9 protein-coding genes, 1 pseudogene and 1 riboswitch are annotated in these 15,916 nt (G+C 42.4%); of the genes and pseudogenes, 9 read left to right on the top strand and 1 reads right to left on the bottom strand.

What is annotated here, in order from left to right; genetic code table 11:
- Nucleotides 1-50: 50 nt before the first annotated feature.
- The 6 genes and pseudogenes from DW819_RS07400 to DW819_RS07365 form a co-directional block, all read left to right on the top strand.
- Nucleotides 51-521 (top strand): annotated as a pseudogene (locus DW819_RS07400) (group II intron reverse transcriptase/maturase); the annotation flags it as partial.
- A gap of 580 nt (nt 522-1,101) precedes the next feature.
- Nucleotides 1,102-1,177: riboswitch (cyclic di-GMP riboswitch) on the top strand.
- Between the two features lie 99 nt (nt 1,178-1,276).
- Complete coding sequence (locus DW819_RS07390; protein WP_118732745.1) at nt 1,277-3,121, top strand: ABC transporter substrate-binding protein; 1,845 nt, start codon at nt 1,277-1,279, stop codon at nt 3,119-3,121.
- A 146-nt stretch (nt 3,122-3,267) separates the two neighbouring features.
- Entirely contained in the window at nt 3,268-5,436 is a 2,169-nt protein-coding gene (locus tag DW819_RS07385; RefSeq protein WP_118732765.1) for an ATP-binding protein, read from the top strand.
- A gap of 162 nt (nt 5,437-5,598) precedes the next feature.
- Nucleotides 5,599-7,977: a transporter substrate-binding domain-containing protein gene (locus tag DW819_RS07380; RefSeq protein ID WP_118732744.1), complete on the top strand. Its 2,379-nt coding sequence runs from the start codon at nt 5,599-5,601 to the stop codon at nt 7,975-7,977.
- 115 nt (nt 7,978-8,092) lie between these two features.
- On the top strand, nt 8,093-10,915 hold the full coding sequence (locus DW819_RS07375; RefSeq protein ID WP_118732743.1) for a transporter substrate-binding domain-containing protein: 2,823 nt from the start codon (nt 8,093-8,095) through the stop codon (nt 10,913-10,915).
- Nucleotides 10,916-11,317: 402 nt separating this feature from the next.
- Entirely contained in the window at nt 11,318-11,815 is a 498-nt protein-coding gene (locus tag DW819_RS07365) for a MazG family protein (RefSeq protein WP_118732741.1), read from the top strand.
- Here the strand turns inward: DW819_RS07365 and DW819_RS07360 are convergent, their stop codons facing one another.
- Nucleotides 11,816-12,532 carry an NAD(P)H-dependent oxidoreductase gene (locus tag DW819_RS07360; protein WP_182432588.1) on the bottom strand — a complete coding sequence of 239 codons (717 nt, stop codon included), beginning with the start codon at nt 12,530-12,532 and terminating at the stop codon, nt 11,816-11,818.
- A 563-nt stretch (nt 12,533-13,095) separates the two neighbouring features.
- Here DW819_RS07360 and DW819_RS07355 point away from each other — a divergent pair.
- From DW819_RS07355 to DW819_RS07345, 3 genes are read left to right on the top strand one after another with little or no spacing between them, the layout of a single operon-like run.
- Nucleotides 13,096-14,475, top strand: a complete 1,380-nt coding sequence (locus tag DW819_RS07355) for a Na+/H+ antiporter NhaC family protein (RefSeq protein ID WP_118725893.1) — start codon at nt 13,096-13,098, stop codon at nt 14,473-14,475.
- A gap of 15 nt (nt 14,476-14,490) precedes the next feature.
- Complete coding sequence (locus DW819_RS07350) at nt 14,491-14,829, top strand: TIGR04076 family protein (RefSeq protein ID WP_118543688.1); 339 nt, start codon at nt 14,491-14,493, stop codon at nt 14,827-14,829.
- Between the two features lie 33 nt (nt 14,830-14,862).
- On the top strand, nt 14,863-15,912 hold the full coding sequence (locus DW819_RS07345; RefSeq protein ID WP_118732739.1) for an aldo/keto reductase: 1,050 nt from the start codon (nt 14,863-14,865) through the stop codon (nt 15,910-15,912).
- Nucleotides 15,913-15,916: the final 4 nt, after the last annotated feature.

Genomic DNA, 15,916 nt, shown 5'->3' with positions numbered 1-15,916 from the left:
CTTATATTTTAAGGGAAAACGCTTGACTTAATAGGGAGGAATGACCGTTTATGGCAGAAAACATTGAAAACAATGGCTGTTCGCAAAGAGATAATGCGGAACATGAAGGGTATGTGAAAGCGTCCAGGTCATTCAATCGGATATGGAAAGAAAGAGACAGTGCACAGCCGAGACTTTTGGAAGCGATACTGTATAAAGACAACATTAACAGAGCGTATAAGAGAGTTAAGGCAAACAAGGGAGCGCCGGGAATTGATGGCATGACCATTGAGGAGGCACTTCCATATCTAAAGGAACATCAACAAGAGATAACCGACCGCATTTATCGTGGAAAGTACACTCCGTCTCCAGTAAGACGAGTTGAGATTCCCAAACCAGATGGTGGTGTGCGAAAGATTGGCATACCAACAGTGGTAGACCGTACACTCCAACAGGCAATAACCCAACAGTTAGTGCCAATCTATGAACCGTTGTTTGCAGAGGGTAGCTATGGCTATCGTCCGAACAGAAGTGCAAAAGATACAAAAGATCCTACGCCAAGGCGAGTGTTGGCCTCCGTGAAGGAAACTTTCATGTGACAAACATAACTGTCTGTGCTATTATAAAAACGATATAAGCGAAAATGACTTTTGCGGAAACGAAAGTATCTTTATATTTTTTTATCCGTATACTTCCCATAATGGTAATGAATACTTGCAAAGTTGATTACTAATATTTTTTCATTATTACAGGTACAAAAAGAACATGTAATAGCGGAAATGAGGTATAGTTACTTGCAGATAGAGAAGTATATTGCGGATAAAATAACATCTTTATGTGAAAAGCGTGACATTATCGCAGTTTTTTCAGGAAGGTAATTCAGAGAATCTGACAGAAAAACAGAAAGAAGTTCTGGGGATATGGAACGATCTGAGTACAAATGAGCAGGAAACAGTAATGTCAATGCTGCGTGGACTTCGGAAGTAGAAGAACAGTTCGAGTATATATATATCGGCTGTTCTTTTTTGTTTTCAGGCGTTAAAACGGTAATGTTTTTCTTGTGTACAGTAGAGCGCTATAGTATAATAAAACCAGTTTTTTCCATAAGTTTAAAAGCTATAATAAGGAAATCGGCAAACCAGATGAAAATCTGGGACGCAAAGCTACAGGGCCTGTAAAATGGCAGCCAGTTGCATAAAATGAGGTGCACTGTCTGTCTGACAGTGTTTTTTTACGGTGTTATTTCATAGACGTAACAACAATGATTTTATCAGGAAAGAATAAGGAAAATAAAAGTATGAAAAAGGCAAAAGGTTGTCTGATAGCAGTGGTGTCAGGTGTACTTGTAGCAACTGCTGTCTTGTCTGGATGTGGACAGTCAAAGAAAGAAGTATCTAAAAACGATGATCATCTTACCGTTTATCTGTGGGAAAATCGTTTGATGAAAAATATTGTACCCTATATCCATGAACAGTCTCCTGATCAGGATATTGAATTTATTATTGGTAACAATGATACCGATTTATACAGTTATTTTAAAGAACATGATGAATTACCGGATATCATAACAGTACGTCGATTCTCTGGAACAGATGCACAGGACTTACAGCCTTATCTTATGGATTTTGCTTCTTATGATGTTGTTTCCAAGTATTATTCTTATGCGCTGCAATATTATAAGAATGCGGAGGATGAAATCCAGTGGCTGCCAATCTGTGGTATTCCGCAGACGATCATTGCCAACAAAACACTGTTTGATCAGTATGGAATTAAGATTCCGGAAAATTATGAGGAATATGTACAGGCATGTCAGCAGTTTTATGATAATGGCATAAAACCGTACTCCATGGATCTTGGGGAAGACTGGTCTAATAATGAAATCATCCAGGCGGCGGCAATCGATGAGTTTACAAGCCTGGATGGTATTGAATGGCGAAACGGTGCAGAGACTGCAGCGGATGAAGTAAAGTTTGATGATACATTATGGAAACGCATTTTTTCAAAAACCAGCCAGTTTCTTAAGGACTCGCACTTTGGTAAAGAAGATATCAATATTGACATTGATACAGGAACCCAGATGTTTGTCGAGGAAAAATCAGCAATGTTTCATGGACATCCGACGGTTATGCAGCAGCTGCAGAAACAGATGGATGCGGAGCTGATCCGTATTCCTTACTTTTCACAGACATCGGATGAATCCTATGTATACATGACTCCGTCCTTAAACATTGCATTTAACAAAAACCTGGAAAAAGACCGGGAGAAACTGGACACTGCACTGGATGTGCTGGATTGTATGATTTCAGATGAGGGGCAAAAGCTGATTGCGGATGGAAGCGGCGTCATTTCATTGAATACAGATGTTCCAACCATGATGCAGGATGTGCCTGGACTGGAAGAGGAAATTAATAATAATGCTGTTTATATCCGGTATTCCGCTCAAAAATCATTTGATGCAAGTCTTGAGGCTGTTCACGGATTATTGACAGGGGAAATGGATGAAACACAGGCTTATGATACTTTTTGCAGTGTAATGAATCGTAAAGCTCCAGAAGAAAAAGCAACGGTGAATTTTGAAAATGAATATTCCATTTCACTGAACGATAGAAATGGCCGTGATGCAGCATCTTCCATTTTAACTACGATCAGAGAAGAAAATGATGCACAGCTGGCGCTGGCACCATATTATTATTTCACTTCTTCTATGTACAAAGGAGAATGCACCAGTAGCCGGGTTGGCATGATGACAGCGAAGAGTTCAGATACAGCATTATATGTTGCAAAAATCAATGGTAAACAGGTTTATGAACTCGTGGAAAATTATCTTGCTGATGCTGATGAGAATTTTTATGTAACCAACAAATACGAATTACCAATTGCATCCGGTATGAAAATGATCGTCAATCAAGCGGAAAGTGGATTTTCATTAAAGGACTTAACAGTTAATGATAAGAAAATAGACAAAGAAAAGGAATACTCGATTCTTCTTACAGACACCACAATGTCTGTTTTGAAAAAAATAAATCCGAAATGTGAGATTGAGCAGCTTAAAGATACAACATTATCAAGTGCATGGATCGCAGCAGTGTCAAAAGGACAGCAGCCGTCAGCACCGGAAGACTATATAGAGGTTGAACAGTAAAAGTGGAGATAGAACAAACGGTAAATAAAAGGAAAAAAATAACAAGGCTGCTGCTTATACTGCTTATGATTCTTTTAAGCTTAGTTTGTATCAAGTATCTTATAAGTAAGTCTAAGAAGTATATCAGCGAAAATGGAAAAAGCAGTATGGGAGCTGTTGTTGAACAGATACAACAGACCTATGATCTTCAGGTGAGTGGGTACTACAGCCAGCTGCAGTTGGTTGAGGAATTTTTACTTCGTGAGAGGGAGCTGTCTCTTGAAACGGATGTGAACAAAAGTTTCTTTGAAGCATGGGAAAAAGAATCGGAAAGTACCCTTATATTTCTTCAGGAAAATGGTCAGGCAATATCAGCAGGTGGAACAAAAATGCGGATTGATATGCCAAGTAAACTTCTGCTGGACTTAAAGAATGGATACAATATTGGAAAACTGGTGCGTCTTGATTATGATCAGGAGAAAAAAGACGGTTATCTGGTTGCGATCCCATGTCAGGAATACACGATCAATGGGGAAACTTATACGGCAATTGGAACTGTGTATGATCATTCGAAACTGGATTCCATGTTAAAACTGAAAGGTTATCATGGGAAAGCATATTTGTTTATGCTGGATCATGACGGAAATATTACGTATACGAACCTGAGTGGTGATAAATACCAGCGTAATTATTCCTTGTTAAAACATTTAAAAGGGGAACAGGCTATTACAGAAGAAGAGGCTGATTTGTTCAAAAAGAAGTTTGATAACGGAGAATCCGGAGTTGCACTTTTGGGAAAACAGAACCCCTATTATCTGGGGTATTGCCCGATAGAAAGCAACAACACCATTTTGGTATGCATTGTGGCAAAGGGAGTTATTGACAATGTGCTGAGGGATTACCAGAAAACGGTGTTGTTTACAACAATACTCATGGCAGGTTTTATACTTTTACTTTTTGCTGGATTATTCTACAGTATTTCCAGACTTAGTCTTGCAGATCAAAAAGCAGAATATGAAAAAAGGAATAATGAACTTCATTTACAAACAATGAAGGAAATGGAAATAGTCAATCAAAAACTGAAAAAGGCAAAGAACGCTGCAACAGAGGCTTTGCAGACAGCGGAAAATGCAAATAAGGCGAAAACGGATTTCCTGTCTAATATGTCACATGATATTCGTACACCTATGAATGCAATCATTGGTATTACGTCTTTGATCAGACATGATGCAGGTAATAAAGCAAAAGTTATAGAGTATGCAGATAAAATAGATATTTCATCACAGCATCTGTTAGGAATCATTAATGATGTTTTGGATATGAGTAAGATTGAAGCAGGAAAAACAGTCTTCAAGTATTCTGACTTTTCTATTCTGGATCTTATGCAGGAACTTGACACTATATTTCATACTCAAATATATGAAAAGCATCAGACCTTTACAATCATAAAAGAAAACATCCGTCATGAATGGGTAAATGGGGATCAGGTTCATTTGATGCAGATTTTCAGCAATCTGCTTTCTAATGCAGTGAAGTATACGCAGGAATGTGGGGAAATTCAGTTCCTTGTAGAAGAATATGAAACAAAATCCAGGGCGTATGCAAAGTACCGCTTTTTAGTCAGTGACAATGGTATGGGAATGTCGGCAGATTTTAAGGATACAATTTTTGATGCGTTTACCCGTGCGGAAAGTTCCCTTACAAATAAAATACAGGGAACCGGACTTGGAATGGCAATTACCAGAAATTTGGTTGAGGCAATGGGAGGTACCATCGATGTGGACAGTGAACTGGGACAGGGAAGCTGTTTTGAGGTTCTCATGGATCTGAAAATTGCAGAGGATAGAACGGTTGCTCTGGCGGCACAAGAAGAAACAGATGAGCAGGATGGTAATATTCTGCAGGGAATGAAATTCCTATGTGCAGAGGATAATGAGTTGAACGCAGAGATCCTGACGGAACTGTTAAAGATTGAAGGTGCGGAATGTACCATCTGTGAAAATGGCGAAGAGATTTTGAAAGCATTTGAACAGTCTGCTCCAGGTGATTATGACATGATTCTGATGGACATACAGATGCCTGTTATGAATGGTTATGAGGCAACGAAGGCAATCCGCAGAAGCTCCCATGAACTGGCACAGACGATTCCGATCATTGCCATGACTGCGAATGCATTTTCAGAAGATATTCAGCATTCCTTTGCGGCTGGCATGAATGCACATGTTTCAAAACCGGTTGAGATGAAGGTGCTGGAAAAGACGATCAGAAATATAAAATCCGGGGGGGTACCGAACCGCAGGTCACTGTACAGTGACGAATGGAAAGTAACAAAATAAAGAAATATCTGCCACGATAAAAGCGACGGTGGATAATAACAGTCAGATGTATAGAATGAAATTGCATACATTGTGGTCGCCTTTAAAGAAGGATGGATACATTGGAATCATTGGATATTTTGACACTGTAAAATAGAAAAATGCAAAATTAGAGTAATTACAATGCCACGTAAAGGGATAAAAATGAATAAATCAGTATTGCAAAAGGGTATCATTATAATATTGTGCAGCTGCATCCTTTTTTCAATCTGTCCGGTCTATGCTTTTGCAGCAGAAAATCAGAAAGAGAGAGTTGTCAGGATTGGTGTACCGGATGATACATATGATAAGATAAATGGAAATGGAAAAAGAAGCGGATACAGCTATGAATATCTGCAGAAAATCGCAGGTTATACCGGGTGGAACTATGAATATGTAGATTGTACATGGGAAAATTGTTTCGACAAATTAAAAAATGATGAGCTGGATATGATAGAAGGAATCTCTTATACGGAGGAACGGGCAGAGACTATGCTTTTTTCCGCTATTCCAATGGGAGACGAAAGATATTATGTCTATGTAAAACCCGATCATACAGACATCTTATCCTCTGACACTGCATCTTTCAATGGGAAAACGATTGGGGTGCTTATGGGTTACCTGTCGGAAATGGTATTGAACGAGTGGGAAAAGAAATATGATCTGCATACACAGCATGTCAATGTTTCAAATAATGAAGATGCTTTGAAGAAAATTGCAGACGGAGAAATTGACGTTTTTGTATCGTTAGAGGATTCCCGTCTGGATGGGTACGGAATGGTGGCCTTAACGAATCTCGGAAGTTCAAAAATATATTTTGCAATCGGCCAGAGTCATTCTGATTTAAAGACAGAGCTGGATAATGCTATGAGAAGGATCACAGATGATGATCCTTATTATGCAGATGAACTGCATAAGCAGTTTCTGTCAGTGGACAGGGTATATTTTCTGACGGGAGAAGAACAGAAATGGCTGTCAGAGCATGGAACAATCAAAATCGGTTATTTGATAAACGATGGCGGGGTCAGTACTCTTGATACAGAAACCGGAAAAGTGAGCGGCCTGATCATGGATTACAGCCAGCTTGCACAAAACTGCCTGGAAGGACAGACTTTGAAATTTGACCTGAAGGGCTATGATTCACAAGAGGATATGCAAAAAGCGTTGCATGATGGAGAAATTGATATGATTTTTCATGTGATGCAAAATACGAATGCTGCCGAAGACCTGGGCTATGATTTAACAGATACTGTCTGGAAGTACAATATGGCGGCTGCAACGGTTAAAAAGAGTTTTGATGAAAATGCTGAAAATACGGTTGCGATACCAAGAGAAGACAGTGATTTGAAGTCTTATGTTTCCTACAATTATCCACAGTGGCATGTGAAGGAATATGCTACATGGAAGGATGCAAAGAAGGCTGTTTATAATGGAAAAGCAGACTGCATGATTATGGACTTAGGCAAGTTGGAACAATATTCTGATGATAATAAACTGCATAGTGTTTTTCTGGAAAAGTACGATATGGTGTCATTTGCAGTCAGACGTGGAAACAGCATGCTGCTGTCTGTCCTGAATAAGACTATAAAAACAATGTCTGTTTCAAAATTCTCCAATGCTGTGTATATGTATGACAGTAATCTGAAGAAAGTTACGGCAAAGGAGTATGGTATCAGCTTTGAAGGCGGAGCTTCCATGAGTACTTTTCATCACAGATATGTTATTGGCAGTGAGGAATATCTAAACCGCCTTCTTATGAATCTTGCTGGAAATGCCGTTAAATATAACCGAAGCGGCGGTAAAGTAATCCTGTATTTCAATGAGATTTCAAGTGATGACAAGACGGCGGTTTTTGAATTTGTATGTTCTGATACGGGACTTGGTATGAGCGAAGAATTTCAGAAACATGCATTTGAATCCTATGCCAGGGAAGGAAAAGAAACAACGAATGGATATAGTGGTGCCGGACTTGGACTTTCTATTGTAAAAGATATTGTGGACATGATGAACGGAACAATCAAACTGGAAAGTAAAGAAAATGTAGGTACAACGTTTACCGTCACGATACCACTTGAGATTGATCATAATGCTGAGAAGGAACAGCAAAAAAAAGTGGAAAAGCCTGATCTGTCCGGTAAGAGTGTATTATTAGTTGAGGATAATGAGCTAAATCTGGAAATTGCAAAAATGCTGCTGGAAGATGAAAAGATGGTTGTGACTACGGCAGAAAATGGCGAGAAGGCTGTGGATATTGTTTCCCAGTCAGTTCCGGGCAGATTTGATTTTATTTTTATGGATATCATGATGCCGGTAATGGATGGATTAGAAGCAGCCAGACAGATAAGGACATTGAACCGTAAAGATACAAAAGAGATACCCATCATTGCGATGACAGCGAATGCATTTCAGGATGATATCAGGGACTGCATAGATGCTGGAATGAATGCACATATTGCAAAACCCATTGATAGTAAAAAAATAGAGGACACTTTGCTATTGGTTTTGAAACAGAAAATGCAGTAAGACAATTCTTTGTGTTGTATTTATGGCAGCCCCGGTCAGGGCGGCAGATTCAGATGAAGATATTGATGCGGCAGTGCAATTTTATGAAACCAGGAGGTTGACAAGGAGATTTAATATGATTTCGAGAGCAAAGAAATATGTGGCAGTGTTACTGGCTTTTGTATGCGTGTGTATGATATTTTCTCCCCTGACTGCATATGCGGCCGAGGATAGTTCGCAGCATGAAACTGTCAAAGTCGGTTTCTTTGCCATGGATGGTTATCATGTGATGGATGAAGAAGGCAACCGCAGCGGGTATGGCTATGATTTCCTTCGGCTGATGGCCCGTTATTGGGATGTAGATTACGAATATGTCGGATACGATCAGAGCTGGGATGATATGCAGCAGATGCTTGAAGATGGCGAGATTGATATGGTAACATCTGCCCGCAAAACACCGGACAGAGAAGAAAAGTTTGATTTTTCACGTCCGATCGGAACCAATTATGGGATGCTGACCGTCCGCAGTGACAACAGCACGATTGTGGACGGCAATTACAGCACTTACAACGGTATGCGTGTGGCGCTTTTGAACGGAAACACCCGGAATGAAGAGTTTGCGGATTTTGCAGACAACAAAGGATTTACATATGTTCCATCTTATTTTGATACGACCACAGAAATGGATGAAGCCCTTCAGAGCGAAAAAGTTGATGCGATTGTTACCAGTTCTCTGAGAAAAACAAACAATGAGCGAATCGTGGAGAAATTTGGCAGCAGCGATTTCTATGTCATTGTTAAAAAGGGCAATACAGAATTGCTGAATGAGATCAATTATGCAATCGACCAGATGAATGCAGTTGAGGGTGACTGGAAAACGACACTTTATAATAAAAATTATGAAAGCATAGAAACTAAGAATCTGGAATATACGGAGAAAGAAAAAAGTATTATTTCACAGTATTCCAGGGAAAACCCGCTTCATGTTCTGTGTGATCCGACCCGTTATCCATATTCTTATAATGAAAATGGTGAGATGAAGGGTATTATCCCGGATTACTTCCGGAAAATTGCAGACTATGCCGGGATTTCCTATGAGTTTCTTACACCTGCCACCAGAGATGAGTATATTGCTTATCAGAAAAATAAGGAAGCCACAGATATGAGTATCGATGCGCGCCTGGAAACAGATAACTATGCTGAGACGAAAAAATGGGGGATTACTGCACCTTTCATTACGATGCAGCTGGCAAGGGTGACACGGCGTGACTTTGATGGAAAAATTAATGTTGTTACTACTGTTGACCAGACAGCATCAAATTCAATTGAAGATGCAATGGCACCCGGTGCAGAAAAACTGATGTGCAGTACCCGACAGGAAATGATGGAAGCTGTCCGTGAGGGTAAAGCAGATGCTGCCTTCGTCTACTATTACATGGCACAGGCGTTTGTGAACAGTGACACTACGGGGACCATGACATATACTCTGCTGGAACAGCCTACATTCACCTACCGCATGGTAATTTCATCAACTGAGAACCATGCGCTGGCTGGTATTCTGACGAAAGCAATGTATGCCATGCCTCAAAATCTCGTTGAAGATCTTGCAGCACAGTATACCACATACAAAGCAACAGAGCTGACATTAGTTGACTGGATCCGTCTGCATCCTGTTGTTACTGTTTGGGTTCTTCTTATTTTTGGAGGGCTGCTGACTACTATGGCTGTGACACTGATGCATCTCAGTACAAGAAAAAAAGCTCAGAAGGCGGCCCAGGAGAAAGCTGAGAAAATGGCGGAACTGGCAGAGCATGCACAGGCTGCAGACAAGGCAAAAACAGCATTTCTGTCACATATGTCCCATGATATGAGGACACCGATGAATGCAATCATAGGATTTACCGGTATTGCAATGAAAAACAATCCGTCAGACAAAGTGAAAAATTGTCTGGAAAAAATTGACGAAAGCTCAGAGCATTTACTGTCGCTGATCAATGATATATTAGATCTGACCCGCATCGAAAGTGGAAAAGTGAATTACAATCCGGTACCGGCGGATGTGAAAAACATTACAGATTCTGCATTGGATATTACAAAAGGCTTTCTTACGAACAGGGATATCAACTTTAAGATTCAGCGTGAAGAAGCAAAGATTCCAAATGTACTTGCGGATCCTGCACGCCTGCGTGATGTGCTGGTCAATATTTTGAGCAATGCCGTGAAATTCACTCCGGATGGAGGGACGATTACATTTGAAGCCCGGTGTCAGGAAAAGGGCGGGGATGGATATATAAATATGCGTTACCGCATTTCGGATACTGGTATTGGCATGAGTGAGGAATTTACAAAAGAAGTTTTTGAGGACTTTGCACAGGAAGATTCCGGTGTGAGAACGCAGTACCATGGAGTTGGACTGGGGATGGCTATCGTAAAGAAGTATGTAGATATGATGGGTGGAACCATTTCCGTGCAGAGTAAAAAGCATGAGGGAACCACATTTACTGTGGATATTCCTTTGGAAATTACAGATAAGGAATGTAATAAATCAGACACAGGTTTTTCGGAAAAGGTAAATCTTACAGGTGTGAATGTCCTTCTTGTAGAGGATAATGAACTGAATGCAGAGATTGCTGCCGTGCAGTTGGAAGAGTTTGGGATGAATGTAGAAAGAGCTGTGGATGGAAAGAATGCTGTTGAGATTTTCAGAAATCATCCGGAAGGCACATTTGATGTAATCCTGATGGATATCATGATGCCTGAAATGAATGGTTATGAAGCTGCAAAAGCAATCAGGGCAATGAATGACAGACCGGATGGAAAAAACATTCCTATTATAGCAATGACAGCTAATTCATTTGCAGAAGATGTTCAGGCATCACTGGATGCAGGAATGAACGCACATTTGTCAAAGCCGATTGTGATTGATGAAGTTATAAAAACGATTTTAAGGTATGTATAAATGAGCGAGTTCGTGATTTTGCATAAAAAGAAAGACACCTTAAATCGTTTGTGTTGTATAATGAAAGTGACGAAACAAACAGAAAAGCTATCTGTTGGCAGGAATACTGATCAATGATATTTCCAATTATGCTATGCTTTATCATGTGCAGGCTTTAAAAAAAGATGGAACATTACACGGAGGAATCGAATGATTTTTTCGGGAAAAGGATATACTCCAGCTTTCGCTAACTGTAATAGCCAGACTAAGTCAGATCCGGTGCAGGGACAATGAGATCTATATTGTAGAAAATCCGTCTGTGTTTGCAATGATATGTGAAGAAAAGTCATGTATGTGCATGAATGGCCAGCCGAGGCTGTCCTGTCTTGAAATAAAGAAATAAGGTAAAATGGGAGACCAGTTATGAACGACAATTACAATCCATTAGACAAAGAATTAAACCGGCTGGTACAGGTTATTGCCCGTCTTCGCGCGGAGGACGGATGCCCCTGGGACCGGGAGCAGACCCATGGTTCCCTGAAAGCAGCCTGTGTGGAGGAGGCCGCGGAGGTGGTTGGCGGCATCAACATTCTGGAGCAGACGGGAAATGCAGAGAACTTAAAAGAAGAGTTGGGTGACCTGCTTTTGCAGGTGGTCATGCATGCGCAGATTGCAAAGGAAGAAGGCTTATTTACGCTGGAGGATGTCATGCGTGGAATCACGGATAAAATGATTCGCCGGCACCCGCATGTGTTTGGAACCACCGCGGTTTCCGGCTCGGATGAAGTTCTGGTGAACTGGGCTGAAATCAAGAAACAGGAAAAAGAGGGAAAAGAGTGGATGGAAAGCTATCTGCCCGGCGCGTTTGATGAGGCAGAAGAACTGATCGGAGCGGCCCGAAAACGAAAAGGGTTTCAGTAATTACAATGCTTTTTTGTTTTTCCAGGGCCATCCTGTGTTGTAGCCATGCTCCTGCCAGTAAGTATCATCGACCGTGCTCATTTTCTTGTGCTTATGCAGAAAACGATAGAGGGTGAACTCGCACCATACTTTCGGCGACGGAGTCAGATGTCTGGCACAGTGCCGGACATTTCGGGCGGTACGTGTTACCTTATGCTGAATGGATTTCCGGAAAGATTCCGGCAGATCATTCCAGGCGTAATCCCATACGCTTTGGGAAATGCAGTGGGTTCTCGCGAATCCCAGGTTTTCTGTACTGTCTTTGATATCGCGGACGGTGGAGCGCATACCGCCGCCTGCAGCTGTGTTAATGATGACTGCCTGCTTTTTCATGAAAGTAAGATCAGGGCGGTGAACCATCCAACGGTATGCGAGGTGGTCAAGCAGGGATTTCATCTGTCCAGGAACATGATATACATAAGTAGGTGCACAGAACAGAATCAGCTCGGACTGTTCCATAGCCTCAAGGATGGGCGCCATGGCGGCAGCACCTTTGCAGGCGTGCTCTTTTCCAAGGATGCAGGCACGGCATCCGGTACAGATGTGAGGCATGTCATCCGGGAGAAAGAAGGAAAAACAGGTTCCATCTTCCAGGAGTTCTTTGATGAGCATCTGTGCGATCTGGTAAGTGCTTGATCTGGTTTTTCGGCCGGAAGCGTAAATTACTGTGATATTCATAGGCAGCTCCTCTAAAAGCAGATATAGATTCCGGGTCAGGGAATGCAGTGCCCCGGTACCTGTATTATAATAATGGAATGGCCGTCTGTCGAGAAAATTTATACTTGACATTTCTCAGTTCCATTGCTATCATTGCTTTAAACCATTGAAGAGGAAGTTGTACCATATAAGCAGTCTCACAGAGAGTTCGGGGTGGTGGAATCCGGACAGAGTGTCATGGTAAGTGGGCCTCAGAGGGCAAGGTGAAAGGGAATGGTCGGGAAAACAGGTCAGACTTTAGTAGCTGCGACGCAACGGTCAGCGTTAACGGACCAGGAATGTAATGGCATTCTGTAAAGAGTGGGTGCTTCGCACCAAACAAGGTGGTACCGCAGGTATATAACAGCCTGTCCTTGAACGTAGTTCAGGGGCGGGCTTTTTTTGTTTCATAGGAAATAGTGTCTTATGAAATAAAAACGCTCCGCCGGACTCTTGAATGTCAGCCGGAGGTGCCAGGAACAATTTCCAGACAGCTCCTGAAGATTTTTACAGCACAGGAAACAAGAGAAAGGAAGGAAAACAGTATGAGTGAAGAGAGAAAACTTCAGTTTCGGGGCGGGATCGGGATGTCGCTGATTCCGGTAGCAATTTATGTGTTCTTCTGCATGGTGCTTTTCATTGGATTTAAGGCCTTCAATATGGAGGCACTTGCGGTAGGTGGTTTTCTGGCGCTTCTGATCGGCGGCGTTTTCTGTACCAGCTACAGTGATTTTTGGGAGAGTGCCATCAAGGGCATTTCCTCAATCACGTCGGTGTCGGTTGTTGTGATTTTATTGCTGGTCGGTATGTTCAGTGCTCTGATTAAACTGTGCGGCCTTTCCGGCGGTTTTGTGTGGATCGCGAATGCGGTTGGCATGAAGGGCGGCATCTTTGTGGCATTTACATTTATTGCTTCCTGCATCGTTTCCACGGCAACCGGTTCTTCCATCGGAACCATGTTTATCGCGTTTCCGATTTTTTATCCGGCTGGCATTATGCTGGGCGCGAATGAAATGATGATGGCGGGATGTATTGTGTCTGGCGCAATTTTCGGTGACAATCTGGCTCCGATTTCAGATACGACCATTGCATCCGCATCGACACAGCAGTTTAAAAATGGAAAGCCGGCAGATATCGGCGGCGTTGTTTCCAGCCGTATTAAATATTCCGCAGTGGCAGGTTTGATCACGATTGTGATCTTTGCGGTCTTTGGTGGTATGGGCGGTGTATATGAGGGCGGTTCCATTGACGCGGCAGCCAATCCGGTTTCTCTGGTGATGCTGATCCCGGTTGTTCTGATGTTAACTGTTTCAACAAAAACGAGAAATATTTACGAAGGTATTTTAGTGGGTCTGGTAACGGGTACTGTGGTTGGCCTGGCAGCAGGACTTTTCACTCCGGCACAGGTATTTTCCAACGACGCGGCAAACAATGCAGCAGTAGGCTTTTTGATCGATGGCATCAACAACATTTTGCCGACCTGCGCACTGGTCATTTCGGTATTTGGCATCATGGGAGTTTTGAGTGATGCAGGTATGCTGAATCTGATTGCTGAGAAGATTCTGAACAGCAGGATGGCGAGCACCACCCATGGGGCAGAGTTAATCTGTATGATGGGTATCGCGTTTACGACCATTCTGTTAGGCGGCGTGACCAGTGCTTCCATTTTGACATTTGGACCTATTTTAAATAAGATTGGAGCGGCAAGAAATATTCATCCATACCGCAGGGCAAACCTATTGGATGGTACGGCCAACAGTCTCCCGGCCATCATTCCGTTTATGAGTGTGTTTGTATTTATCGGATCTGCCCTGACCGGACTTTCTCCTGTTGTTGTAGCAGGCGGAACCATTTATGGCTTTGTATTATTTGCTGTATTTTTGGGGGCAGTGCTGACTGGCTGGGGATGTCAGAAAGAAGAATAAAAAGGAGCAGACAGAATGGACGATACATTTACTTTATATGATTTAAAAGTGGAAGTGGTAGCCACAGACCGGCCGATGGTGTGCAGCCACAGGGCGGGAGATTATTTTCTGGTACAGGGGGAGAATCTGGTGTTCCCGAAAGATACATCCTTTTCCATGTATTCTTTAAGTGCCCTTATTCCGCTACTTCCGGCAAAGCAGCGGCCATTGGACCCGAATGACTGGATGCTTTCGGATACCGAGATCGCCTGTCCGGATCCAAACTGTGGAGCCAGATTTAAAATTACAAGAGTAGGAAAACGGATTCAGAGTCATGGACAGTGCACGGTGGTGCCGATCCAAAGGCCGGAGTGAGAAAACAAAATTTAAGAAAAGAGGAAATCTGTCATGCAGAAAAAATGTCAATTTAAAAATGGATATACCTTTAACCGTGTTATCAATGGATGCTGGCAGCTGTCTGCGGAACATTGTCTGCAGGGCCATCTGGACTACGATGATGCCATTCGCGCGTTTCATGAGCTGGTGGAGCAGGGCTTTACAACGTTTGACTGTGCGGATATTTATACGGGTGCAGAGGAAGTGCTGGGCCGGTTTGTTATGGAATTAAAAGAAAGCGGCCATTATCAGGAGGAGGATATTCAGATCCACACCAAATTCGTGCCGGATAAAGATGTGCTTCCGGTCATCAATATGAAGTACACAGAAGGAATTGTGGACCGGTCTTTGAAGAGAATGCACCGGGAGGCGCTGGATCTGGTTCAGTTCCATTGGTGGGATTTTGATGTTCCGGGTATGATGGAGACTGCGTTTGATCTGGTAAGGCTGCAGGAAAAAGGAAAAATCCGCAACATCGGCATGTGCAACATGGATACCAATGCGTTGAAGCAGATGGTGGATGCGGGAATTCCTGTGGTGTCCAATCAGGCACAGTATTCTGTATTTGATCGCCGCCCGGAACGCACCCTTCTGGATTATAGCGCAGAGCATGGCATTTATACGTTTGCGTATGGGACCCTGGCAGGCGGATTTCTGGCAGAGCGTTACATGGGAAAGGCGTATGAGGCGCCGGAAACCCGTTCTCAGGTTAAGTATATGCAGATCATAGAGGACTCGTTAGGCTGGGATGGCATGCAGAAACTGCTTCCGGTACTGAAGTCCATTGCAGATCACCACGGAGTGTCGATTGCCAACGTGGCAACCCAGTATATCTTAAATCAGAAGAGTGTGGGCGCAGTTATGGTTGGAACCAGAAATTCCAAACATGTTCAGTTCAATCTTCAGACCCTGGCATTTGATCTGACAGAAGACGAAATGAAACAGATCCGTGATTTCGTGAATCAGTATCCGACGCCGGAGGGAGAGTGCTATGAATTAGAGCGGACCTCTCCGAGATATAAGGGGATTATTCTGACGGATCGAAATCATTTGATGAAGTAGAAGA

Origin of the sequence: Clostridium sp. AM33-3 (genome assembly GCF_003480315.1) — a bacterium.
Taxonomy (GTDB): domain Bacteria; phylum Bacillota; class Clostridia; order Lachnospirales; family Lachnospiraceae; genus Brotaphodocola.
Note: the sequence above shows the minus strand (reverse complement) of the source record. Positions and strands in the feature narration are given on the sequence as shown.